A 24,198-nucleotide genomic window follows, 5' to 3' on the forward strand; every position below is an offset into this window, starting at 1 on the left:
GCGTAGCTCGCGCGAGCGCCGGTTGTACTAGCCCGCACGAGTGCCGGTGAAACCAGCGCGCGTGCCTGTGGCCTAGCCCGTCCGGACGCCGGCGCCTGCTGCCCGGGCTGCGGCGCGCGCGCCCTCGCTGCGCTGGGCACCGAAACGCTGCCACAGCGACGCTGGCCAGAAGCGCGCCTGCAACCGTGTGGGCAAGGATGCAGCGTCCCTCAGCGCTGCGGTAACGGTTTCGACGTCGTCCCAGGCGGTCCCCGAGTGAGCGCCTGGTCCGCGCAGCTCTGAGTATTCCTCTTCCTCGTACGCACGCCGCAGGCGCTCCACGGCACCAGCGGCAGCTTTGCCCAGTGAGGCTTGCCGCAGCAGACGGTTCTCGAAGGAGCGCGGTGTGTCTGTCGGCGCGGCCGCGTACCCGTAGTCGCCGGAAATCTCGACAGCCTGTGCCCACGCCGCCGTAGCCCGGCCAGAGGAATCAGGTCCGGCCGTAACGGTGCTACGACGGCGGGCTGTCCGTAACAGCCGCAGGGTCAGCGGTGTGAGAGCCAGGATGAGCAGGACGCTTCCGAGGATGATGCCAAGGGTCGAACTGCGCTCGGTACTTTCCCGTACGGCCTGTGCGGTTTCCTCCTCTTCCGCTGCGGGGGTGGGCGTGGCGGTGGACGGCGCAATTGGGCCGGCACCGGGGTTGAGGTTGTCATTGACAGGCGGAGCGACGGGAGCCACGGCGGACAACGCGTAGTCCGGAACAACGCCGCGGGAAGGGGTGGGTTCGAACTGCACCCAGCCCACGCCCTCGAAGTACAGCTCCGGCCAGGCGTGGGCGTCCTTGGAGTTTACGGAGTACTGGGTTAGCTCGACACCGTCCTGGTCGACGACTTCGCCCGTCGGGGTGCCGGGAGAGTACCCTACCGCCACGCGGCTTGGGATACCCGCGAGGCGTGCCATCACGGCCATGGTGCCCGCGTAGTGGACGCAATAACCGGACTTGGACTCGAGGAAGCGCGCCATCACTTCGAGGCTGTTGCCGTCGTATCCTCCGTCAACAGGAGCATCGACCGAGTAGACGAAAGACGGCCCGCGAAGGTAGCTCTGGATTGCGATCGCCTTGCTGTACGGGTTTTCGATACCTTCGGTGACCGTCGCCGTGGTGTCGCGGATGATTCCGGGGGTCTGCTCGGGCAGGGAAAGGAACTGTTCGGGAACGGACTCGCGGTCGACCGGAGGGATGGCCTGCAGGCGTTCGCGCGTGAGCGCGGGTTCTGCGCTGCGGACAAGGTAGTCCTGCTGAGCGGTGGAACCCCCGTCAATGGCAAGGATGCTCAGGTTCTGCGGATCCCAGGCCCACCGGCCGTTCAATCCGCTGATCGAGACCGGAGCGTACGGGGCAAGCAGCCAGGGGCTGGTGAAGCTTTCGGTGCTGATCCGGGTGAGCGAGCTCTCAAGGTTGGGGTCCTGCTGCAACTCACTTCCCATCTCCTCGACACCGGCAACGCGCTGGCCCATGCGCTGGTCAGGCTCCCAACGCTGGCCGCTGAAATCCTCCAGTGTTACAGAACGCAGGTACAGGGGATCTTCGGCATTGGTTGCATATTCAATCCGGCCGAACCCCGTCGGATTCCGCAGGTCGTTGCCGAGCGTGACGATCGGGTTCAGCCCCGTTGCCGTTCCCCACAGGTTTACCCGGGCACCTTGCGGGAAAGCCCCCGAGTTGAACCCGGGTATGGCCAGCGGGAGGAGTACGGCAAGGACGAGTGCGGACGCCCCGATGACCAGTCCACGCGAAAGATGCCCGCCGGAGAGTTCATGCGAGGACGCCGATTCGAAGCGGGCCTCGCGCCAGTGCGCGCACCCCAGAAGGATCAGGAATCCCACGACTGCGGCGATGAAAGCCGCAACACCGACACTGTTGATGCGGACGACGGCAGGAACCACAAGGATGGCTAGGAGCGCGAGCCCACTGGTGGCCGGCATACGCAGCGTATTGGCCAGCGTGTCCACGAGGATGGCTATGAGTCCCACTCCGGCACACACCACCAGGAACAGGCCGGTTCCTGGCAGGACGGGGGCTACCTGCGAGACAACGGTGTTCTCGGCATGGTTGAGCAGGACCAGCAGACGCCCGTTGAATCCGGGGCCGGGGAACACCCCGAACGTGCTCTGCCCGGGAAAGAACTGCCAGATGAGGGATCCGCCGAGTGCCAGCAGCCCCGCGAGGGGGGCGAAGACGCCGGGCAGGCGGGCAAGTCGTGTCAGTGCCATGAAGAAGAGCACTGTGACAACGGTCACCAGAACCGGCGTGAACCAGGACCCGCCGAAGATCACTCCGGAGAGGCTCACCGATGTGAGCATGACCGCTATGAGGGACGCCAGGCTGACGAGAAGATGCCAGTAACTGCGGCGCGGTTCGTCCGGGCGTGCGGGAGTGAGGCGTTGCGTGTGCCCCGATGTGGCTGGCCTTGAGAGTGTAGCCGTCATGTACGTACCCCCGTAGCCGATTTGATGGTGGTCTTTGCGGTGGACGAGGTGACGGTCCCGGTGGGAGCGTCGAAGTACGCCCATGCGGCGGCCAGCGAGGCGTTCGGCGTGACGGCGACAGCGTGCCAGCCGGCTCCGCGGAGGATGTCCATGACGCCGTGCATGTCGCGCGGCCGTTCGCTGACAATGATGGCAAACGACTGGGATCCGTATTCGGCAGCGGGTGCGAGATCCCGGGCTTCGGATTCGCTGATGACCCCGAGCAGTGCGATCAACGGACCCCGGTGCTTGAGGCTGGCCAATTTGTCCAGCATGGGATCACCGAAGGGCACCGTGCGTTGGGTCTCGCTCCCGTTCACCTTCCGGTCTGCGAGTGGGCGTCGCTTCTGGGAGGAGGGTGCACGCTTGGACGGGTCCGGCAATAGCTCCAGGGCAGCCAGGCCCTGGGCAATTCCGTGCAGCCCGGACAGGCCGCCATATTCCTCGTCCTCCGGCCAGGGTGCCGACACCGACCGTCGCAGCGCCGGCGCACCGGTCTCGTCGATAAACCGCAGAGCGTAGCTGCGTTCCAGCAGATGGGCGCTGATGGACACTGCTGCGACCACGGCCCACTCGAAAGTGGGCGATGAGAGCATTCCGGTGCCATCGGCGTCGCGGTCTCCGGAAAACGCCGAGAGGAAGCCTGTTCCGAAGCTGCCCTGGCGCTGGTCAAGGATGAGGGTTGCCTCCGGCGTGGTGACGGACTCCTCCTGGCGCACCATCAGCTCGTTGTGCCGCGCCGTCGCAGCCCAGTGCACCCTCCGCATCGGATCACCGTGGCGGTATTCGCGGGTCATGACGTCGTCATCGCTGGGGTTGGCGTTGCGCCGGGTTACCGCGCTGCCGTCGGTGCCGCGGACCCCGGTGAGCGGCGAATGGGGGAGCTCCAGGGGGCTGGGAGTCACGACCAGGCGGTCAGTACCGCCGAGTGTATGCCGGGAGATGCCCAGGCCAAAGGGATCGGTGAATCCCGCGGTGACCGGGCCGACGTCGTACACGCCGCGGGCGGCGGACCGCAGCCGGTATTCGTAGAGGCTGACTCCGCTCGGGGTGGGATGGCGGGACGGAAAGTGGAACTCCGGCGCGTCACCGAACCGCTGCGGGAGCTGTTCCTGCATGGTGACCGAACCACCGAGCGGACCGTCAGCTGCGACAGAGAGCGTCACAGTGGTTGTGAAGCCGGTTTCCATGCTCTGCGGCGCGAAGGTCCGGCTAACGGTGAACCGGGGTTTGACCAGACGGAGGATGAGGACCGACACCAGCGGCAGCAGGACCAGCAGGATGCCGAGGTAGAGCAGGTCCCGGCGCCCGAGGAATTGGGCGAAGAGCAGCGCAGCCACGCCGGTGACAGCGAGGCCCCAGCCCCTTGCAGTCAGCACGCGCGGCAGTCGCTCCACCAGGGACACGGTGCTAGCCGTTTCGGGATGAGACGCTGAGGGCCTCCCGCGCCACGGGCACCCGGGCGAGGATGCCGGCGATGATCGACGACGGCGTCTCGCCCGCGCTCAGCGCCTTGCGGTCCAGGATCAGCCGGTGTGCCAGGACAGCCTCGGCAACGGCACTGACGTCGTCGGGAAGGACGAAGTCCCGGCCCTCCAGCGCAGCGCCGGCCTTCGCAGCACGAAGTAGTTGGAGGAGGCCGCGTGGGCTCGCACCCAGCCGCAGCTGGGCGTGCTCACGCGTGGCGTGCCCGATGCCCACCGTGTACTCCTTCACGGCGGGGGAGACGTATACCTGCCGCACCTGGGCAATCATGGCCGACACATCCGCCACATCCGCCACTGCGCGGACTGATTCAAGCGGAGACACCGACTGGTGGGTCTCCAGCATCTCCATCTCGGAGTTGATGTCCGGGTAACCCATGGAGATCCGCGCCATGAACCTGTCGCGTTGGGCCTCGGGCAACGGATAGGTGCCCTCCATTTCGATGGGATTCTGGGTGGCGATGACCATGAAGGGTTCCGCAAGGTGGTAGGAGTCACCGTCGACAGTGACCTGGTGCTCCTCCATGCACTCGAGCAACGCGGACTGCGTTTTCGCGGACGCCCTGTTGATCTCGTCCCCGATGACGATGTTCGCGAAAACCGGACCGCGCCGGAACTCGAAGCGGTGCGAGTCCTGGTTGTAGATGGATACGCCCGTCACATCCGAGGGCAGAAGGTCCGGGGTGAACTGGATCCTGTTGACGCTGCAGTCGATCGTCCGGGCCAGCGTTTTTGCGAGCATGGTCTTACCCACGCCCGGCACGTCCTCCAGCAACAAGTGCCCCTGCGCCAGAAGAACGGTGAGCGCCAACCGTGCGGCGTCCGGCTTGCCGTCGATGACGGTGTTGATCGAGTCCAGAATCCGCGAACTGGTGTCGTGGAACGCCTCGCCGGACATCGGCGTCGGGGCGGTCTCCGCCGCGGGCGCCGTGCTGCCGTTCGGGGTGGCGTACTGGTTGTGGGCGTCCATGGATACCTTCCGGATTCGTCGCCTCAGGAGTTGGTCCACCCCGGTGCGAAACACATCAGCGTGAAACACGAACCTGCACAGCGGCTAGTGACTACCTACAGATTACTAGGACAACTGGGGTTCGTCCCGGAAAGTTCCTGCGGTAGGACCGACCTACAGGTTTTGTCTAGGGTTTATGTATGTGCACCACCGAGATCCCAGTCCAGTACCGGCCCGTCGAAGCAGCGGCGGTTGAAGCGCCGGGCGCCCGTTCCAGGGCTCCGGAGTCCGGCGGACGGAGCCGGAAACTGGACTACCCGCCGGCGCCAGTTCCCCTGCCTTTCCCGGTGATGGACAACCACACACACCTGGACTTCCGTGACGGGCAGGTAGCCGTGAGCGCCGCTGACGCCATGGACGCCGCAGAAGCGGTCGGCGTCGGTTTCGCGGTCCAGGTGGGAACTGACCTTGCGTCCTCCCGGTTCACGGTCGACGCCGTTGACAGGGACCACCGCCTGCTCGGCGCTGTGGCTATCCACCCTAATGAGGCACCCGTTCTGGCCGCCAGCGGTGCGTTGGAGGACGCGCTCGCCGAGATCGAGGAACTCGCGCACCATCAAAGGATCCGGGCTATCGGCGAAACCGGGCTGGACTATTTCCGCACGCCTGCCGAGGGCATCGAGCGGCAGCAGTACTCCTTCCGGCGGCACCTGGACATCGCAAAGCGCCTTGGCCTTGCCGTGCAGATTCACGACCGGGACGCGCACGACGACGTCGTCTCCGTCCTTCGCGCCGAAGGGAGCCCTGAACGCGTGGTGCTGCACTGCTTCTCCGGAGACGCGGACTTTGCCCGGATCTGTAACGACAGTGGCTGGTTCATGTCCTTCTCCGGCACCGTCACCTTCAAGAACGCCGGCGCTCTGCGGGAGGCGCTGGAAATTGCCGACCCGTCCCTGATTCTCACCGAGACCGACGCGCCTTTTCTGACCCCGCATCCCTTCCGCGGCCAACCAAACGCCAGCTATGCGGTGCCCTACACGGTGCGCTTCATGGCCGAACATCTGGGCGCTGACCTGGAGGAACTCTGCAGGACCATCAATGCGAACACCCGCCGCGCCTACGGGGAATGGGATTGATCAACGCACTGCCCGGGGCTGCGGAGGTCAGCTACCGAGGTTTGCCCTTTGGTCACGGTTCGGTTACGGTGGGCAGTTATTAGCCGGGGTCGGGGAAGGCTTTCGGACTGATACCGTCCAACGCGGACGGGCTTCCTGTTGCGCATTAGCCGCATGATGCTGCGTGGCATCTGTGGGTCTTTGCGCGCGGCGGGTGGCCCTTCCGCCGTCGTTCATTGCCTGTGCACTCCTGCCTGCGCGCTTCCATGCGCGGTGTCTGTGAGCGCCATTTCCCCGTGCCCGGACACAACGCGGAATGTGGGACTTTGTGGCGAAGAGGGATGCGAAAGCCTGGGCTGTGCTTGCCGGGCAGGGAATGGTCATGACGAGCCTCGTGGTAGGTCTGGTGGCCTTCGTGGGCAACGGCAAAAGCGTCCAGGTGGTGGTTGACGGCGATGCGCGCGTTGTCCAGACGTTCGGCGGCACGGTCTCGGAAGTGCTCGATGCAGCCAACGTCACCGTCACCGCGAATGACCTGGTGGTTCCCTCACTGACCAGCGAAGTCGACGACGGCGCCGCGATCCAGGTCAACAAAGCCACCGCGGTGGACGTGACCCTTAATGGAGCCGAAACGGTTGTCCATACCACCGGCGATACGGTCGGTGAACTGGTTGATGAGCTTGGTGTTGCGCGCACTTCCGTAATTTCAGCCTCGACTGAAACCAGGCTGACGACGCTGAGTTCCACCCTGAGCATCTCGACTCCGAAGTCCGTGACAATCGCTGTGGATGGTGAGCGACGAAGCCTGGAAACCACAGTCAACACCGTCGAGGAACTGCTGGCCGAAGCAGGCATCACCCTCGGCGACGAAGACCGGGTCTCCGTGCCGGTCACCAGCTCCCTCGTCACCGGAATGGGTCTGAAGGTCACCCGCGTCGAAACGGACAAACAGGTCACCGAGACCGAGCCCATCAATTTCTCCAGCACCGAGGAAGAGACGGACGAGCTGCTGGTAGGCGAGCAGGAAATCCTGCAGGCAGGCGTACCTGGTGAGAGGACCAAGGTTTTCTCGGTCACGGTGATCGATGGCAAGGAAACCAAACGGGAACTCCTGAGCGAGAAGGTAACTCTGGAACCCGTGAACGAGATCATCGCGATCGGCACCGGCGAGGAACCCGAACCTGTTACTGAGCCGGCGGAACCGGCTGAACCCGCTGACGAGCCGGCTGCCGGACCGGCACCGGCGGGCGGCGCATGGCAGGCACTGGCGCAGTGCGAGTCCGGCGGCAACTGGTCCATCAACAGCGGGAACGGCTACTACGGCGGCCTGCAGTTCAGCGAATCGAGCTGGCTCGGAGCAGGCGGCGGGCAGTACGCTCCGCTGCCGCACCTGGCAGCACCGGCCGAGCAGATTGCCACCGCCGAGGTGCTCAAGCAGAATGGCGGCTGGGGACACTGGCCCTCCTGCTCGGCAAAACTTGGCTTGCGATAGCTTGGGCTAGAGCTGAGATCGCCTGCGCTAGTGCTGAGATAGCCTGAGATAGCCTGAGATAGCCCGCGATGGTCCCGCATCTGCCGGGGGACGCCGGTGCTGCCGCCTGTCCCGTTACGATGGCTAGGTGAATGACAAGAGCCAGTCTCCGGCAGCCCCCCTGCTCGGAGCCACGGAGATCCGGCGGCTGGCCGATGAGTTGGGCGTCCGTCCAACCAAAACCCTCGGGCAGAACTTCGTCATAGACGGCAACACCATCCGCCGGATCGTTGCCGCTGCACACATTGATCCGGGGGAGACGGTACTTGAGGTCGGGCCCGGTCTCGGCTCCCTGACCCTGGGGCTGCTGGACGCCGCACGCCACGTTGTAGCGGTGGAGATCGACCCGGTCCTTGCCGCGCGGTTGCCGGAGACCATTGCGCGCTTTCGGCCCGGGAAGGCCGCTTCCTGCGACGTGGTACTGGCCGATGCCCTCCGCGTAACGGAGCTGCCCGCCGAGCCGTCCGCACTCGTCGCGAACCTGCCCTACAACGTGGCCGTGCCCGTTGTGCTGCACCTGCTTGCCCGCTTCCCGGCCCTGCGCCACGGCCTCGTCATGGTGCAGGATGAGGTAGCCGACCGCCTCGCCGCTCCTCCCGGGTCGAAGGTCTACGGGGTGCCGAGCGTCAAGGCCGCCTGGTACGGCACCATGCGCAAGGCGGGCGTCATCGGAATGAACGTCTTCTGGCCTGCACCGAAGATCGCGTCCGGTCTGGTGGCCTTCGAACGGCACGAGCCTCCCGCAACCACCGCATCGCGCGAGGAAGTATTCGCCGTCATCGACGCCGCGTTCGCCCAGCGCAGGAAAACCCTCCGGGCTGCCCTCGCAGGATGGGCGGGCGGGGCAATCCACGCCGAAGATGCGCTGCTTCGTGCGGGCATCGACCCAACGGCGCGCGGTGAAGTGCTCGACATCCACGGTTTTGCCCGCATCGCCGAGTCGAAGCAGCTGCCCCTGGCGTGAGCGATGGACAAGCCGGAGCCGCCCCAGAACCCGCGACTGCGCAAATGATGCACGCGTGATCTAAGTTGGAAACCATGGTGGCTGGCAGAACGGCAGGGATACGTGGAACCGGACCGCGCGCCGTGCGCGTGAAGGCGCCCGGCAAGATCAATGTGTCCTTGCGCGTCGGACCGCCGCGGGAGGACGGCTACCACAGTGTCGCCAGCGTGTACCTCGCAGTGTCCCTGTACGAGGAGATCACGGCCACGGTCACCGACGAACCCGGCGTAACCGTCACGGTCGACGGCCAGGGCAGCCTCAACCTCCCCATGGCGGAAATTCCCCTCGACAGCAGCAACCTCGCCGCGCAGGCGGCGTCCCTGCTCGCTGAGCTCAGTGAAAACTCCACCGGCGTTCATCTCAACATCACCAAACGGGTTCCGATCGCAGGCGGCATGGGAGGAGGGTCCGCCGACGCCGCAGCTGCACTGTTGGCCTGCGACGCACTCTGGAACAGCGGCTTCTCCCGTGACGAACTCGCCAAGATCGCCGTCGATCTCGGCGCGGACGTGCCGTTCGCGCTCATCGGTGGCACCGCCGTCGGGCTCGGTGTCGGCGAGCAGCTCACACCGGCAATTTCCAAGACGCCGCTGCACTGGGTCCTTGTCACCTCGCCATTCGGGCTCTCGACGCCTGCTGTCTACCGGACGCTGGATGACCTGCGCCTCGCGGCTGGTCACGAGCCACCCGAGTTGCCGGAGATCGACCCGCAGGTACTTGGCGCCATGCGGGCAGGCGATGCCCATGCGCTCGCCGAGCTTCTGCACAACGACCTCCAGGATGCCGCGCTGGAGCTCGCTCCTGGGCTGCGGGACGTGCTCGACGCCGGCAAGGAGGCCGGTGCGCTCGCCGGCATCGTCTCGGGTTCCGGTCCCACAGTTGCCTTCCTGGCCGAGTCCGCGGATCACGGCGAGACGATCGACGCGCTCCTGGCGAGTACCGGACTTTCCACGGAGCTTGTTTCCGGCCCGGCACATGGTGCAAGGATTGTCAGCGACTACATCGCCTGAGAACTCCACAACTGACCCAAGATCCCAAACGAAAGCAGTACTCACGTTGGCCCACCTGCTCGGTGCTGAAAACATCAGCGTCACCTTTGCCACCCGGACTATCCTGGACGGCGTCACCCTCGGACTTGAGGAGGGCGACCGGGTCGGAATGGTCGGCCGGAACGGTGACGGCAAGTCGACCCTGATGCGCCTGCTCGCCCAGCGCAGCACGCCCGACGACGGCCGGGTTACCAAACGTCGCGATGTCACCGTCGGCTATCTCAACCAAGACAACGTGGTCGACGGAGGCTCTGATCAAAATTTGACGGTCGGCGCTGCGATCGTTGGCGATCAGGCAGACCACGAATGGGCATCCAACCCCAAGATCCGCGACGTCATGGGCGGACTCGTGGCGGAGGTCGACTGGCACGCGCGGATATCCTCCCTCTCCGGAGGACAGAAGCGCAGGGTTGCCCTCGCGAAACTGCTCATCGGCAACGACGACGTCATCATGCTCGACGAGCCCACCAACCACCTCGATGTGGAGGGTGTGGCCTGGCTCGCCGAACACCTCAAACAGCGCTGGCGTCCCACCGAGGGCGGGCTCCTCGTGGTCACCCACGACCGCTGGTTCCTCGACGAAATTTCAACCCGAACGTGGGAGGTCCACGACGGGATCATCGACGGTTTCGACGGGGGCTACGCGGCCTATGTGCTGGCCCGCGCCGAGCGCGACCGGATGGCCGCCGTCGTCGAAGGCAAGCGCCAGCAGCTGGTGAAAAAGGAACTCGCGTGGCTGCGGCGCGGCGCTCCCGCCCGCACCTCGAAGCCGAAGTTCCGCATCGAAGCGGCGAACGCCCTGATCGCCGACGTACCCGAACCGCGGGACTCCCTCGCCCTGAGCAAGCTGGCAACAGCGCGGCTTGGCAAGGATGTTCTGGACCTCGAGAACGTGTCCCTGGAGCTGGGGGAGAAGGAACTGTTCCGGTCGGTCACCCTGCGGTTGGCACCCGGCCAGCGCCTTGGAATCGTCGGCGTCAACGGTGCCGGCAAAACCACCCTGTTGCGGTTGCTGAACGGCGAGGTGGCGCCGTCGTCGGGCCGGTTGAAGAGGGGAAAGACGGTACAGACCGCGATCCTGTCCCAGGAGGTCCGCGAGCTCGACGACGTCAACCACCTGCGTGTCACCGAGGTGATTGAGCAGGAGAAGCGGGTGCTCTCGGTCGGCGGAAAGGAGGTCTCGGCGAGTCAGCTCGTTGAGCAGCTCGGGTTTACCAACCAGCGCCAGTGGACGCCGGTCGGGGATCTTTCCGGAGGCGAGCGCCGCCGCTTGCAGCTGCTGCGCCTGCTCGTGGGGGAGCCGAATGTGCTCATGCTCGATGAACCCACCAACGACCTCGACACCGACACCCTCGCAGCGGTCGAGGATGTCCTCGACGGCTGGCCGGGCACGCTGGTGGTGGTCTCCCACGACCGGTACCTGCTTGAGCGGGTGACCGACTCCCAGCTGGCGCTGCTCGGCGACGGGAAGATCCGCGACCTGCCCGGAGGCGTCGACCAGTACCTCCAGCTGCGCCGCGATGCAGCGAGCGGCGGAATGAGCGGGACACCGCTTGCGGGCCAATCCACCGGCACCAACGGCACGACGGCGGCGCCCGGCCCCGGTGGTCCCTCACCGGAGGAGACCCGGCAGGCCCGGAAGGACCTCACCCGCATCGAGCGGCAGATGACCAAGACCGGTTCGCAGATCGAGAAGATCAACGAGCAGATGAGTGAAGCGGGAAGCCAGTCGGCAATCGACTTCGAGAAAATGGCCGGGCTGGACACAAAGCTGCGCGAACTCCAGTCCGAGCAGGAGGCGCTGGAGGAACAGTGGCTGGCGGCGGCGGAGGTCCTCGGGGAGTAACCTTCGCGGCCGCGCACGCATGCGTGCCTTGGCTACTCGTCGACCTTCAGGACCGGTTCCGTGGACAGTCCGCGCAACCCGTTCCAGGCGAGGTTCACCAGATGGGCGGCAACTTCCTTCTTGTCGGGACTGCGCTCATCAAGCCACCATTGCCCGGTCATCGCAACCATCCCCACAAGCATTTGGGCGTAGATGGCGCCGTCACGAGGGTTGAAGCCACGGCGCTCGAACTCGTCCACCATGATGTGCTCCACCCGGGCGGCAATGTTGGACAGCAGTGTTGAGAAGGCGCCCTCGGGCTGCGACGGCGGCGCATCGCGCATGAGGATGCGGAAGCCTTCGGTGCTGTTCTCGATGTAGTCCAGCAGAGCCAGCGCTGCCCGTTCCAGGAGCTCCCGTGAACTCGCCTTTCCACCTAAGGCCGTCGAGACGCTGCGGAGGAGGATGTGGAACTCGACATCGACCACCTGTGTGTACAGGGCCTCTTTGCTCCCGAAGTGCTCGTAGACCACAGGCTTGGAAACCCCGGCCGCCTGGGCTATTTCCTCGATCGTTGTGCCGTCCAGTCCGCGGAGCGCAAACAGTCCACGCGCAACGTCGATCAGTTGCGCCCGTCGCTGCGGCCCGGTCATCCGTAGCCGCACAACACTCTCGGTAGGCTCTGTGCGGGAAGTCATGGATTCATCGTACGCAGGACCGGCGTTTGGTCACTTCCTGCGCGGCGGAGGCAACTCGCAGGAACGCGCCCGGTCATGGCAGACTAGATAGTCGCGCGGACGCTTCCAGTGTTCGGTTGAGGTTCCGTGCGGTCCGCCCTGGTGTAACGGCAGCACCCCAGCCTTTGGAGCTGTGGAGTATAGGTTCGAATCCTATGGGCGGAACGGCGGTTGTCCTGCGCCGGATAGGATTGCAGCGAGCAGTTTCCCAGCAGGCCAGCAGGCGTACAACTCAGGCAAGGAGCGGCCCTCTTCGTGAGCCACGAGAACGAGCCCGTGCAGGCGGTATCAGCGCCTGCAGCAGTGATAGTTCTGGCAGCCGGAGCCGGGACACGGATGAAGTCCCGGACCCCGAAAATCCTCCACCGCATCGGCGGCGCATCCATGGTTGGGCACGCACTGGCGGCAGCCCGTGGCCTCGCACCGCGGGAGCTCGCCGTCGTCGTCCGCCACGAGCGTGACAGAGTGGCAGCGCACATCCTGGAACTGGATCCGGGAGCGCTCATCGTGGACCAGGATGAGGTACCCGGCACCGGGCGTGCCGTGCAGGTTGCCCTCGAAGCGCTCGACGCCCGGCACAGGGTCGAAGGAACCGTCGTCGTCACTTACGGCGACGTGCCCCTGCTGGATACCGCAACGCTTCAGGAACTGGTGCGCGTCCATGAACGCGGCGGAAACGCCGTCACCATCCTGACCGCCGTGCTTGAGGACGCCACCGGCTACGGACGCATTGTCCGGGCGGAGGACGGCACCGTCACGGGGATCGTTGAGCACAAGGACGCCACGGAAGCGCAGCACGCCATCACCGAGATCAATTCGGGAATCTACGCGTTCGACGCCGCCGTGCTCAGGGAAAGCCTCACTCGCGTTGATGTCAACAACGCCCAGGGGGAGATGTACCTCACCGATGTGCCGGCCGTGGCCGATCAGAGCGGCGGCAGGGTTGCCGCGGTGATCTCCACGGACCGTTGGCAGGTGGAGGGCGCCAACGACCGCGTACAACTGGCCGCGCTTGGTGCCGAACTCAACCGGCGTACGCTTCGGCGCTGGATGCGCGCAGGAGTAACAATCGTGGATCCGGCCAGCACCTGGGTCGATGTCGGTGTCGAGTTGGACGAGGACGTCACGCTCCTGCCCGGCACACAGCTGCACGGTGCCACGCAGGTCGCGCGCGACGCCGTCGTCGGCCCGGACTGCACCCTCACCGACGTCGTCATCGAAGAAGGCGCGAAGGTGGTGCGCACGCATGGCAGCGGCGCCCGGATCGGGGCCGGCGCCTCCGTGGGTCCGTTCACCTACCTGCGTCCGGGCACGGTTCTCGGGGAGAGCGGCAAGATCGGTGCCTTTTACGAGACCAAGAACGTCACGATCGGCCGGGGGTCCAAGCTCTCACACCTCGGGTACGCCGGCGACGCCGAGATCGGTGAAAACACCAACATTGGCTGTGGCAACATCACAGCGAATTACGACGGCGTCAACAAACACCGCACCATCATCGGCAGTGAAGTACGGACCAGTTCCAACACGGTGTTCGTTGCACCGGTCACGATCGGTGACGGCGCGTATACCGGTGCGGGGGCGGTTGTCCGCAAGGACGTGCCGGCCGGAGCGCTGGCCATCAGCGTGGCACCGCAGCGGAACACTGAAGACTGGGTGCAACAGAAGAGGCAGGGCACTGCCGCCGCCGAAGCAGCCACCCGCGCACACACCACCGACACATCCACGGAAGAGAGCAACCGTTCATGAGCGAGATCACCGCACGTGGCGAGAAGAAGCTGGTCCTCGCCACGGGAAGGGCGCACCCGGAGCTGGCTGAAGAAATAGCGGCGGTGCTGGAGACCGAGCTCCTGCCTGTCTCCGCCTATGACTTCGCTAATGGAGAGATCTACGTCCGTTCGGGTGAAAGCGTCCGGGGAACCGACGTCTTCGTCATCCAGGCCCACCCGGCACCGCTGAACAACTGGCTCATGGAACAGCTGATCATGGTCGATTCGCTGAAGCGTGCCTCCGCCAAGCGCATCACCGTTGTATCGCCTTTCTACCCATACGCGCGCCAGGACAAGAAGGGCCGCGGACGCGAGCCGATTTCCGCCCGCCTGGTTGCGGACCTCTACCGCACAGCCGGCGCCGACCGCCTGATGTCGGTTGACCTCCACACGGCGCAGATCCAGGGGTTCTTCGACGGACCGGTGGACCACCTCATGGCCATCCCGCTGCTGGCGGACTACATCCGGACCCGCGTGGACGCAGAGAACATCACAGTCGTCTCCCCGGATACCGGCCGCGTGCGGGTGGCCGAGCAGTGGGCGGAGCGGCTCGGCGGCGCGCCGCTGGCCTTCGTGCACAAGAGCCGGGACCTCACTGTGCCGAACCAGGCTGTCTCGAAGACCGTGGTCGGCCAGATCGAGGGGCGCACCTGCGTCCTGATCGATGACATGATCGACACCGGCGGAACCATTTCGGGTGCGGTGAACGTGCTGAAGAATGCGGGCGCCAAGGACGTCATCATCGCCGCGACCCACGCGGTGTTCTCCGATCCCGCGGCCCGGCGCCTTGCGGAGTCGGGCGCAAGGGAAGTGGTGGTAACCAACACGTTGCCCATTGGCCCGGAGAAGCGGTTCCCCCAACTGACCGTTCTCTCGATCGCGCCGCTGATTGCCCGTGCAATCCGCGAGGTGTTCGACGACGGCTCAGTCACCAGCCTCTTCGACGGCCACGCCTGAGCGGTCCCAGCCACGGTCTGCGCACCCTGCCCAGTCTCGATTCAAGGCAGGGCCCGGCTTGCTGTAGCATTGACTTCCGATGCCTAGGCGAGGGAGCAGCCTGGAACACGTCCTTACGGGGACTACAGCTTGCTCCGTGATCGACGGTGGCTGGCGGCTTTCCTGAGTTCGCGTCTGTGAAGACGTTGCCGGTGGATGGTGCTGGACCCGTTGCTTTTTCCTCGGTACGTCCTCAAGACCACCATTTTCGAACTTCAGGAGACACCATGTCCGAGCAGAAGCTCCCCGCGGAATTGCGCACCGACTTCGGCAAGGGCGCGGCACGCCAGGCCCGCCGCGCAAACAAGATCCCCGCCGTCATCTACGGCCACGGCGCTGATCCCATCCACGTACTGCTCCCGGCTAAGGCCACCACCCTGGCAGTCCGCCACTCCAACGCGCTCCTCAGCATCGACGTAGACGGCGAATCGCACCTCGCCCTCGCGAAGGACGTCCAGCGCAACCCCATCAAGCAGATCGTCGAGCATATCGACCTGCTGACCGTCCGCAGCGGCGAAAAGGTCACCGTTGAGGTCAACATCCACGTTGAGGGCGAGCCCAAGCCCGGCGTTGTCACCAACCTTGAGCAGACCACAGTTACGGTCGAGGCTGACGCCACCCACCTGCCGGATTCCCTGACCGTCAACCTCGACGGACACGGTGTAGGCGACCACGTATACGCCTCGGACATCCGCCTGCCCAAGGGCACCACCCTGCTCACCGATGGAGAGACGCTGATCATCAACGTATCCTCACCTGTTGTTGAAGACCTCGGCGAAACCGCAACCGAGACCGGCGTTGACTCTGACGGCGGCGATGCCACCGCTGAGGAAGCCACGGGTGACGTGGTTCCGGCCTCCGAAGAGTCCTAAGCACCCGTCTCCTTGTCTGATAACACCTGGCTCGTAGCCGGGCTCGGTAACCCCGGGCCCGGCTACAGCGGCAACCGGCACAATGTAGGACAGATGGTCCTCGATGTGCTTGGCAGCAGGCTGGGTGGCAGGTTCGGTACGTCCAAAGCACGCGCCGTCGTGCTCGAAGGCCGCCTCGGAATAGGCGGGCCGCGCCTCGTCCTCGCCAAGCCGCTCACGTACATGAACCTGACCGGCGGGCCTGTGTCGGCTCTCTCCCGCTTCTATGGAGTAGTCCCGGCGAACGTCGTTGCGGTACACGACGAGATTGATATTCCCTTCAGCACGATCAAGATCAAGATCGGCGGCGGGGAAGGCGGGCACAACGGCCTGCGGGATATCACCAGCTCGCTGGGCACCAAGGACTATGTCCGGATCCGGGTTGGCGTCGGTCGTCCGCCCGGCAGGCAGGAAGCGGCTGATTACGTGCTTCGCGACTTCAGCAGCACGGAAAAGAAGGAGCTTCCGATCCTGCTCGAGGAGGCTGCCGACGCCGTCGAAAGCCTTGTGCGGGACGGTCTGCTTACGGCCCAGCAGAAGTTTCATTCCGCGGGCAAATAGCGATAAACTAAGTGGAGCGGTTCACAACCGGTAATACCGGATGAAATCGCTCGGCCTGATGGCCCCAAGATCGGGGGCCGACGTTGGGCGGCCTCTGAGACTGGGCCACCCCCATCCCAACGTCGGTCCCTTTTTTGTGCTCCCCTCCCCGCGGAAGACCTGGGCCGCCGCTGCGTTCTAAGAAGGCCGAAGAGCTGCCCGCCGACGCCGGTGTTCACGACGTCCCGAAAATGGGTGCGCTATAACACATTCCGGCGTAGTCTTATGCCCTAGCGCAAGACGTGTTGGGGCGGACTCGATGAGAAATTGTGTTATGTCCAGTGTCGACAAGGATCTGTCGGCACTGAAGGGTAATACCGTTGCGCCACCAGGTGAGGACGGACAAGTTGCCGGTACACAGCGATGTTGAACGTCCATGGGGAATGGCCCCTGGTCGGACGTGACGGCGAGCTGAAGGACGTACGGGACGCCCTGCTGGACGCTGGCTCCAGCGGCGTTATCATCACGGGCCAGTCGGGAGTCGGTAAAACTGTGCTCGCCCAGCGCACCGCGCGGGGCCTGGATGACTCCTTCGAACTGGTCTACGTCCGCGGTTCGGCACTGGCCGCGAAGATGCCCTATGGGGCGCTGAGCTTTGTCCTGAGCGATCTCGACGACGCTATCGTGGATAACCCGCTCATGCTCCTGCGCGGACTGCAGGAACTGTATGAGCGCAGGGAAGACGGACGGCAGACCCTTATCCTCGCCGACAATCTCGAGGATCTGGACTCGTCGTCGTCCATGGCGATCAGCCACCTGGTGCGGGTCGGCGCAGTGAAACTGATCGCAATCTGCCAGAGCATCGACGCTTCGCCGGAGGAGTTCTGCGATCTCTGGAAGGACGGTGCCCTGCGCCGCGTCGACGTCGGGCCCCTGGGACTGGCCTCGACAACAAGACTCCTGTCCGCGGCGCTCGATGCGCCGGTATCGCGCTCCGTCGCTGCCAGCATGTGGCACACGACAGGCGGCAATCCACTGTTCCTGCAGGCACTGACCCGCGAACAGGTGGACTCCGGCGAAATGCTCGAGCGTGACGGCGTCTGGGTAGCGAAGCCCAGCACCGCGCCGAAAACCCGGCGCTCGGTGTCCGACTGGATCATGGTCCGTCTCCGCCGGCTCTCCCCGGAGGAACGGGAGGTGCTGGAGCTTGTTTCGGTGGTCAGCGTGATCCCGCACGAACTGCTCCTGCGCTTCGTGTCTTCCGGGCCGGTGGATGCACTCCAGCAGAAGAAGATCCTGCAGCTTGAACACGGTGATGTACCGCTCGTGCGGGTGGCGAATGGACTGGTGAGCGAGGTGGTCCGGGCCCAGGTTCCGCTCGGCCGTGGCAGGGAACTGCTGCGTGCCCTGGCAGCAGAGTCCCGTCGCTGGGACATGCCCGCGTTGGCACGGATGACCTACGCCTCCTGGTGCCTGGACTGCGGGGCAGACATCGACGATGAAAGCCTCATCGACGCGGCGGGTCTTGCGAACAGGCACTTTGAAGGGACATTGGCGTTGCGCTTGGTGCACGCCATCCCGGGACACGCATCGATGGCAAAGGCAGTCATCGAGAAAGCGCGCGCGCTGGGTATCGACGGCGATATCGCAGGCGGCCTCCGAACCCTCGAGCAGTTCCTTGGAAGCGGAGTGGCCCACTCGGTGGAGGAATGGATCGATGTCCGTATACTCCAGTGCCGTCTCCTGGTCCGCAGTCCCGCGCGGTACGTCGAAGCTGAGCCCACCTTCGAGGACATCCGGCTTCGGCTCAGTATCGAAGCCGCCGCAGCGACAGGCATGGGGGACGCGGTTCAGAAGGTCGATGTGCTCGCAGCCGAGCTCGCGGTGTATAACGGACGCTACGCCGAGATCATTGAAGAGCACGCAGACCTGCACGACTTCCACGCAGACCAGCACGATTCCGAATTGCTCGGCTGGCTGGCGGAGGCGCTCGCAATGACCGGCCGGCAGGATGATGCGCTTCGGCTTGCAACTTCAGTCCTGTCGCGGCTGCTGGATACCACCAAGGATCCGCTGCTGCATGAGCAGGCGATGGCGAGGGTCTTCAAGTTGCTGGTCCTCTCGGGACGCTGGCAGGAGTGCCTCGGCATGCTCGCCTCGCAGGATCAGCCCGCCAAGGACTCCGCCTATGACGGGTCCGCATCCGAGTTTGCTGAAGGGTGCCTGCTCGCATACTCCGGGCGGGGGACAGAAGCCCTCGACAAGCTCCTTCCAGCACTCAGCCAACTCCGCACGCGCGATCGCCATCAGATCCTGCCGCTCGCGGAAGCAGCCACAGCCTACGCGTATGCACTGGTAGGCGAGGTGCGGGCGGCCCAGGAGCACCTGCTCCGAGCCCGCCATCAGCCCGAACGGCTTCCATGGCACGCTGCCCGCGCTGTCGACTACTTCTCTGCGCTCGCATCCACAGCAACCGATTCGCCGCTTGAGGTTGCCCAACGCATGCTGGACCTCGCGGACGAGGACCGCGCATTCGGCAACCACGGGCATGAACTGATGTTCCTGTGCCAGAGCATGCAGCTCGGCCTCGATGATGTGGCCGACCGCATAGTGTCCTCTGCGCTCGCCGTTCAGGGCCCCTTTGCCGAGGTGTGTGCGCTTTACGGCAAGGGCATCGCGTCCAAAGACGTTCACCAATTGCTCCAGGCAGCTCAGAAGGCGTCCGAAATCGGCAACTACCGCCTCGGTGCGGATGCCGCCCGGTTGGCGGCCCGGCTCGCCGGGGAGCAGGGCGACCACGTCACGGTCACCGAAGCGGAGAAGGTGCTGCGCAATGTCGGTGCCCCTGGAGTGGCCGGACGTAGGGGAGCGCTCGATTCACTGACGGAACGTGAACGCAGTATTGCGGTCCTGGTGGCACAGGGACGCAGCAATCGTGATATAGCTCAGGTCATGTGTGTTTCTGTGCGGACTATCGAGGGTCACGTTTACCGGCTCTATTCAAAGCTTGGGGTGTCATCGCGCAGCCAGCTGGCTCTGCTGTTGGAGTAGCGGGCCCATGGCTGAACATTCTGATGGTGGGCAGGATCTGGTTGGCCGTAGGGATCTGATCGAAGAGGTAACAGCGGCGATCTCCGGTACGCAGTATCTTGGCGCAATCCTGGTGGGCGAGGCTGGCGTGGGGAAGACGGCCCTTGCACACTCAGTGGCACGGCAACTGGACGGCAATGCGGCTGTCCTGCCGATCTCGGCCAGCCCGTCATTGCGCAAGGTTCCCTTCGGCGCCCTCTCGCCTTACCTGCGTACCCTGTCGATCAACGACGTCGGATCCTCCGTCGCCGTGTATCGCAGCATCATGGCCCATCTTGAGACGAGCACCAATGGCGACATGTTGACGCCGCTGTTCCTCGTGGACGATTCGCATGAACTGGACGACAGCACCAGTGTCCTGCTCTCCCAACTGGTGACCGGCCGCCGCGCTCGTATTCTTGCGTTGTCCCGCACCACGCCCGGACCCATGTCGGAACTCGGATCGCTCTGGCAGGACGGTCTGCTGAACCGGTATGAGGTGCAGCCCTTAACCGCTGACGAAGTCCACGAACTGTGCGAACGGGAACTGGGCGGTGACGTGCTTGCAAGCGTCAGCATCACGCTTGGCGCCACATCCGGCGGTAACCCGATGTTCCTCCTGGCGCTGCTTCGCCAGGGCAGACGCTCAGGCTATCTCGGGGTGCGCAACAAGGTTTGGCGCCTGGTCGGTCACGCGCCGCCGCTTGATCTCAGCCTCGTTGACCTCATCAAGAGCCGGTTCCGGCGCCGCTCGTCCGAGGAGATCGCGGTCCTTGAGACCCTTTCCCTTGCTGAACCCATGCCGTTCGACGCACTTGTGCAATGCACGGACCGGCAGGCAGTGGCCACCCTGCACGAGGACGGGTTGATCACCGTTTCCGGTGGACGTGAACGGGTTGCGAGCCTCAGCCATCCCCTGTACGGAGAGGTCATCCGCCACGACGTGCCTGCCGGGCGGAGCCTCGCGATCCGAAGACAGGTGCTGAACCTGCTGGACAAACAGTCGAGTTCAGCGGACGGCTTCCTGCGTTTCGTGGGCTGGGGCCTGGACTGCGGACTGCCGCCGGATGACAAAACGCTGTTGCACGCCGCCGTCGTCGCCAACCGTCTGTACGACGCCGACTTCGCCCTGCGCGCGGCAAGGGCAGTCCATACTCCTGACCTTCGCGGGAGCTCGTTGGTCGAAATCGCGAGGGCGCAGATGATGCGTGGGAACCTGCCGTATGCCCGCGAAATCGTTGATGAAGTGCTCGAACAGTGCACCAGTTTCCTGCTCGCCAAGGATGCTTCACTGTTGTCCGTCGCGCTGCATGTCCGCGGCAGCAACCCTCCGGAAGCCATCCGCACCGACGCGGCCCGCTGGCAGCGGATCGTGGAGCAGATCGCAGCCGATTCCGGGAACGATCCCGCGGTGCTGATCGGCGCCAGCGTGTCCAGGAACGGCTACCGGATCCTGGAAGGCTTCGCACTGAATTATGAGGGCAGGTTCGTAGAGGCTGAAGCCGTGCTTCGGGACATTCTCGCGGATCAGTACTGTACCGATGAGGTTCGGCTTGCCGGCCTGACGCTGCTGGGGGAGGCCCTGGGCTCAACCGGCAGGGGGATTGAAGGAGCAAGCGCCACTAACGAAGCGCTGCAGATCATTGCGTCCCACGGCCACCAGTTCGTTGCGCACTGGGAATTCGTTGTCACCCGGCACTTCCTCTCGCTTGCCCATGCCGGGTGCTGGGATGACATCGAAGAACTTCTCGAGCGCTTCATCCGGTCCAAACCAGGCGGTCCGTCCCCGTTCAGCGGAATGAACGAGATCGCCCAGGGACTGATCTCGCTGCGGAAGGGCCTGATGCGCACTGCCCGCACATGCCTGATCCTCGCGGTTGAAGGTTTGCGGGAGTCGGACCAGAACCAGCTGATGCCGATGGCGCTTGGTCTTGCAGCCTTCGCCTGTGCGATGGTTGGCGACACCACGCGGGCCCGCACCTACGCGGCGGACTTTGCAGCAGGCGAGGGCAACGGCACCAGACAGGCGCGGCTCATCGGAAAAATTCACGTAATCGCAGCAAACGCATTGTTCCAGGGAGCTGCCAAGAGCATCGAGGAGCTGCGCGTCGTCGCGGCGCGGGCCGAGGGCGACGGAATGGACGTGTTGGCCGCGCTCACCCTTGAGCTGTCCGCGCGTCTGGGTGACGAACGCTGCTTCGACCAACTCGCGCGTCTCACCGATAACTTCGAGGGCCCTGAGGGTGCCGTCATTTCCGCCATGGCGAAATCCGCTGCCCTCCGTGACCCGGGCGGATTGGTGGAGGCGGCAAGGCTGGCTCAGTCCGCGGGCTACCTCCTCATCGCCGCCGAATGCCTTGGCAAGGCAGTGAAGTTCCTTTCCCAGCGCGGGGAGGAACACCGGTCCCGTTCTATCCAGCAGCAGCTCAACCAGATTGTCGCTCAGCTTGAGGGCCTGCAGAGCCCGCAGTTCAGCCAGGTACATTCCACCTCTAAACTCACGCAACGGGAGCAGGACATCGCGCGGCTTGCCGCTAACGGTTACACCAACCGTGACATCGCCCTTGAGCAGGGCGTTTCGGTGCGCACCGTTGAGGGGCATCTCTACCGCATCTTTGCCAAGCTTGGAATCACCAGGCGCGAAGAGCTGCCCGGCGGGGGCGATACAACGAGTACCGGCTGAGTACACAGCGGGCGGTCCGGGCCTGAAAATCGGGTACCGGGTACTCGTGTCCGGAGCCCGGGTTCCCGCCTAGAGTTGTCAGTGGAGCCGGCGACGTCGAAGCCTTTGAGACCAAGGCTCGTCCCCAGCCGTCGTCGGCTCCTTCATGGCGATCGGGCGCTGCGCGGCAGTGGCTTCGGTAGAGTGAGTAGCGCCCATTCGCGCATCGAGGGAGTGCCATGTCCAACGCGTCAGCCCTATCGTCTCCGCTGTCCGAGGATGAAGTGCTTCGCATCCGGAACGACTTCCCCTTGCTTGCCACCGAGCTTAACGGCCACCCGCTGGTCTATCTGGATTCCGGTGCCACCTCGCAGAACCCGTTGAGTGTGATGGAAGCGGAGCAGGAGTATTACGAGCAGCGAAACGCAGCCGTGCATCGCGGCGCGCACACGCTTGCGGTGGCGGCCACCGAATCCTACGAGAGCGCACGGTCCACCGTCGCCTCGTTCATCGGTGCAAACGCCGAGGAAATTGTCTTCACCTCCAACGCCACGGAGGCGCTCAACCTCGTCGCGTACTCGCTGTCCAACGCGTCGCTTGGCCGCGGCGGTGACGCGGCGCGCCCCTACGCGCTTGGGCCGGGAGATTCGATCGTGGTCACCGAGCTGGAACACCACGCGAACCTGGTGCCGTGGCAGGAGCTGGCCGCGCGTACTGGAGCCGAAATCCGATACATACCCACTGACGACGACGGCGCCCTCCTCCTCGAGCGGGCAGCCGCCGTCGTCGACGGCTCGACGAAGGTGCTTGCCTTCACCCACGTTTCCAACGTGCTGGGCACTCTCACTCCCGTGGCCGAGCTGGTTGGCCTTGCGCGGGCAGCAGGTGCGCTGACGGTCCTGGATGCGTGCCAGTCCGTACCGCACCTCCCGGTCGACGTAGGCGCACTCGACGTAGACTTCATGGTCTTCTCGGGGCACAAGATGCTGGGCCCCACGGGAATCGGCGTCCTGTATGGACGATCGGATCATCTGTCCGCCCTACCTCCTTTCCTCACGGGAGGCTCAATGATCACAACCGTCACCATGGAAGGGTCTGACTACCTACCGCCGCCCGCGCGCTTCGAAGCTGGAACGCAGCGCATCTCGCAGGCAATCGCCCTGGAATCCGCGGTCAACTATCTCGCTGAGACGGGGATGGGGCGCATTGCGGAGCGGGGATCCGCGCTGGGGGAGAGGCTGGTCGGGGGACTGGAGTCCATCGACGGTGTCCGCGTGCTGGGACCGGGGACAGGTTCCGAGAGGATCGGTCTCGCGGCGTTCGACGTCGACGGCGTCCACGCTCACGACGTCGGCCAGTTCCTGAATGCGCGGGGAATAGCGGCGAGGGTGGGCCACCACTGCGCCCAGCCGCTCCACCGCAGGCTCGGGTTGACCGCTTCCACCCGGGCAAGCACGTACCTTTACACCACTATGGAGGAGATCGATGCATTCCTGGCCGCCGTGGCCGAGGTACGTTCGTATTTCGGGGTAGTGCGGTGAACGGCGGCCTGGAATCGCTGTACCAGCAGATCATCCTCGACCACGCCCGACGGCGTGTGGGGCAGGGCATTGATGGGCACAGTGCTACAGACGCCGACGACGGCGGTGACGTCGCCACAGCCCAGTCACACCAGCTCAATCCCGTGTGCGGCGACGAGGTGACGTTACGGGTCTGGATCTCGGACTCGCGTCTGCAGTCCGTGGCCTGGGACGGAGCCGGCTGCGCCATTTCGATGGCATCGGCGTCGGTACTCACGGAACTCGTGACCGGGCGCACGCGCGACGAGGTGATGGATCAGCTCGACAGGTTCCGGGAGTTGATGCGCTCCCGCGGAGCCGCACCGGTTGACGATGAACTGCTTGGCGATGCAACCGCTTTCGCAGGGGTATCCCGGTTCCCGGCACGCGTGAAGTGCGCGATGCTCGCCTGGGTGGCACTGGAAGAAGCGGTACTCGCGGCCAACCGCTGAGTGCGGGTTGGTCAGAATCGAGTCAACAGAAATAACTGG

At 64.9% G+C, this 24,198-nt stretch carries 17 protein-coding genes and 1 tRNA gene; 14 read left to right on the forward strand and 4 right to left on the reverse strand.

Features of this window, described 5'->3' with window-relative positions:
- Nucleotides 1–72: 72 nt before the first annotated feature.
- The 3 genes from BJ994_RS04190 to BJ994_RS04200 are packed head-to-tail and all read right to left on the reverse strand — an operon-like array spanning nt 73 to nt 4,965.
- Nucleotides 73–2,472 (reverse strand): transglutaminase TgpA family protein, encoded by a 2,400-nt coding sequence (locus BJ994_RS04190; RefSeq protein WP_167991775.1) that lies wholly within the window; start codon nt 2,470–2,472, stop codon nt 73–75.
- A complete protein-coding gene (locus BJ994_RS04195) occupies nt 2,469–3,908 on the reverse strand; it encodes a DUF58 domain-containing protein (RefSeq protein WP_342450280.1) in 1,440 nt (479 codons plus the stop codon). The genes BJ994_RS04190 and BJ994_RS04195 overlap by 4 nt, the downstream gene beginning before the upstream one ends.
- 13 nt (nt 3,909–3,921) lie before the next feature.
- A complete protein-coding gene (locus tag BJ994_RS04200) occupies nt 3,922–4,965 on the reverse strand; it encodes an AAA family ATPase (protein WP_167991778.1) in 1,044 nt (347 codons plus the stop codon).
- A 179-nt stretch (nt 4,966–5,144) separates the two neighbouring features.
- Between BJ994_RS04200 and BJ994_RS04205 the strand changes: the two genes are divergently transcribed.
- The 5 genes from BJ994_RS04205 (at nt 5,145) to BJ994_RS04225 (ending at nt 11,488) form a co-directional block, all read left to right on the forward strand.
- Nucleotides 5,145–6,080, forward strand: a complete 936-nt coding sequence (locus BJ994_RS04205) for a TatD family hydrolase (protein WP_167991779.1) — start codon at nt 5,145–5,147, stop codon at nt 6,078–6,080.
- Between the two features lie 361 nt (nt 6,081–6,441).
- Complete coding sequence (locus BJ994_RS04210) at nt 6,442–7,551, forward strand: resuscitation-promoting factor (protein ID WP_167991780.1); 1,110 nt, start codon at nt 6,442–6,444, stop codon at nt 7,549–7,551.
- Between the two features lie 127 nt (nt 7,552–7,678).
- A complete protein-coding gene (rsmA, locus tag BJ994_RS04215) occupies nt 7,679–8,554 on the forward strand; it encodes a 16S rRNA (adenine(1518)-N(6)/adenine(1519)-N(6))-dimethyltransferase RsmA (RefSeq protein WP_167991781.1) in 876 nt (291 codons plus the stop codon).
- A 74-nt stretch (nt 8,555–8,628) separates the two neighbouring features.
- Nucleotides 8,629–9,603: a 4-(cytidine 5'-diphospho)-2-C-methyl-D-erythritol kinase gene (locus tag BJ994_RS04220; protein WP_167991782.1), complete on the forward strand. Its 975-nt coding sequence runs from the start codon at nt 8,629–8,631 to the stop codon at nt 9,601–9,603.
- Nucleotides 9,604–9,649: 46 nt separating this feature from the next.
- On the forward strand, nt 9,650–11,488 hold the full coding sequence (locus BJ994_RS04225) for an ABC-F family ATP-binding cassette domain-containing protein (protein ID WP_167991785.1): 1,839 nt from the start codon (nt 9,650–9,652) through the stop codon (nt 11,486–11,488).
- Nucleotides 11,489–11,520: 32 nt separating this feature from the next.
- Here the strand turns inward: BJ994_RS04225 and BJ994_RS04230 are convergent, their stop codons facing one another.
- A complete protein-coding gene (locus BJ994_RS04230) occupies nt 11,521–12,165 on the reverse strand; it encodes a TetR/AcrR family transcriptional regulator (protein WP_245192247.1) in 645 nt (214 codons plus the stop codon).
- Between the two features lie 132 nt (nt 12,166–12,297).
- Between BJ994_RS04230 and BJ994_RS04235 the strand changes: the two genes are divergently transcribed.
- From BJ994_RS04235 to sufU, 9 genes are all read left to right on the forward strand, one after another.
- Nucleotides 12,298–12,369 (forward strand) — tRNA-Gln (locus tag BJ994_RS04235).
- A gap of 90 nt (nt 12,370–12,459) precedes the next feature.
- Complete coding sequence (gene glmU, locus BJ994_RS04240; protein ID WP_342450281.1) at nt 12,460–13,950, forward strand: bifunctional UDP-N-acetylglucosamine diphosphorylase/glucosamine-1-phosphate N-acetyltransferase GlmU; 1,491 nt, start codon at nt 12,460–12,462, stop codon at nt 13,948–13,950.
- Entirely contained in the window at nt 13,947–14,927 is a 981-nt protein-coding gene (locus BJ994_RS04245; protein WP_167991787.1) for a ribose-phosphate diphosphokinase, read from the forward strand. The genes glmU and BJ994_RS04245 overlap by 4 nt, the downstream gene beginning before the upstream one ends.
- 266 nt (nt 14,928–15,193) lie before the next feature.
- The gene (locus BJ994_RS04250; RefSeq protein WP_167991789.1) at nt 15,194–15,838 is read left to right on the forward strand and encodes a 50S ribosomal protein L25/general stress protein Ctc; all 645 of its coding nucleotides are present in this window, start codon (nt 15,194–15,196) and stop codon (nt 15,836–15,838) included.
- 12 nt (nt 15,839–15,850) lie between these two features.
- The gene (pth, locus tag BJ994_RS04255; RefSeq protein WP_167991792.1) at nt 15,851–16,438 is read left to right on the forward strand and encodes an aminoacyl-tRNA hydrolase; all 588 of its coding nucleotides are present in this window, start codon (nt 15,851–15,853) and stop codon (nt 16,436–16,438) included.
- 402 nt (nt 16,439–16,840) lie between these two features.
- A complete protein-coding gene (locus tag BJ994_RS04260) occupies nt 16,841–19,468 on the forward strand; it encodes a helix-turn-helix transcriptional regulator (RefSeq protein ID WP_167991795.1) in 2,628 nt (875 codons plus the stop codon).
- Nucleotides 19,469–19,475: 7 nt separating this feature from the next.
- Nucleotides 19,476–22,169 carry a LuxR C-terminal-related transcriptional regulator gene (locus tag BJ994_RS04265; RefSeq protein WP_167991797.1) on the forward strand — a complete coding sequence of 898 codons (2,694 nt, stop codon included), beginning with the start codon at nt 19,476–19,478 and terminating at the stop codon, nt 22,167–22,169.
- A 218-nt stretch (nt 22,170–22,387) separates the two neighbouring features.
- Nucleotides 22,388–23,689, forward strand: a complete 1,302-nt coding sequence (locus BJ994_RS04270) for an aminotransferase class V-fold PLP-dependent enzyme (RefSeq protein ID WP_167991800.1) — start codon at nt 22,388–22,390, stop codon at nt 23,687–23,689.
- Nucleotides 23,686–24,159, forward strand: a complete 474-nt coding sequence (sufU, locus tag BJ994_RS04275) for a Fe-S cluster assembly sulfur transfer protein SufU (protein WP_167991803.1) — start codon at nt 23,686–23,688, stop codon at nt 24,157–24,159. Before BJ994_RS04270 ends, sufU begins: the two co-directional genes overlap by 4 nt.
- The last annotated feature ends 39 nt before the right edge of the window (nt 24,160–24,198 follow it).

It is taken from the genome of Arthrobacter pigmenti, from assembly GCF_011927905.1.
In the GTDB taxonomy this organism is placed as follows: Bacteria; Actinomycetota; Actinomycetes; order Actinomycetales; family Micrococcaceae; genus Arthrobacter_D; species Arthrobacter_D pigmenti.

What these genes read in the sequence shown, in the direction of transcription:
- BJ994_RS04220 (WP_167991782.1), top strand. Translation starts at nt 8,629, where the DNA reads ATGGTGGCTGGCAGAACGGCAGGGATACGTGGAACCGGACCGCGCGCC.
- BJ994_RS04265 (WP_167991797.1), top strand. Translation starts at nt 19,476, where the DNA reads ATGGCTGAACATTCTGATGGTGGGCAGGATCTGGTTGGCCGTAGGGAT.
- BJ994_RS04250 (WP_167991789.1), top strand. Translation starts at nt 15,194, where the DNA reads ATGTCCGAGCAGAAGCTCCCCGCGGAATTGCGCACCGACTTCGGCAAG.
- BJ994_RS04205 (WP_167991779.1), top strand. Translation starts at nt 5,145, where the DNA reads ATGTGCACCACCGAGATCCCAGTCCAGTACCGGCCCGTCGAAGCAGCG.
- BJ994_RS04190 (WP_167991775.1), bottom strand. Translation starts at nt 2,472, where the DNA reads ATGACGGCTACACTCTCAAGGCCAGCCACATCGGGGCACACGCAACGC.
- BJ994_RS04200 (WP_167991778.1), bottom strand. Translation starts at nt 4,965, where the DNA reads ATGGACGCCCACAACCAGTACGCCACCCCGAACGGCAGCACGGCGCCC.
- BJ994_RS04245 (WP_167991787.1), top strand. Translation starts at nt 13,947, where the DNA reads ATGAGCGAGATCACCGCACGTGGCGAGAAGAAGCTGGTCCTCGCCACG.
- BJ994_RS04230 (WP_245192247.1), bottom strand. Translation starts at nt 12,165, where the DNA reads ATGACTTCCCGCACAGAGCCTACCGAGAGTGTTGTGCGGCTACGGATG.
- BJ994_RS04210 (WP_167991780.1), top strand. Translation starts at nt 6,442, where the DNA reads ATGACGAGCCTCGTGGTAGGTCTGGTGGCCTTCGTGGGCAACGGCAAA.
- BJ994_RS04260 (WP_167991795.1), top strand. Translation starts at nt 16,841, where the DNA reads ATGTTGAACGTCCATGGGGAATGGCCCCTGGTCGGACGTGACGGCGAG.
- BJ994_RS04270 (WP_167991800.1), top strand. Translation starts at nt 22,388, where the DNA reads ATGTCCAACGCGTCAGCCCTATCGTCTCCGCTGTCCGAGGATGAAGTG.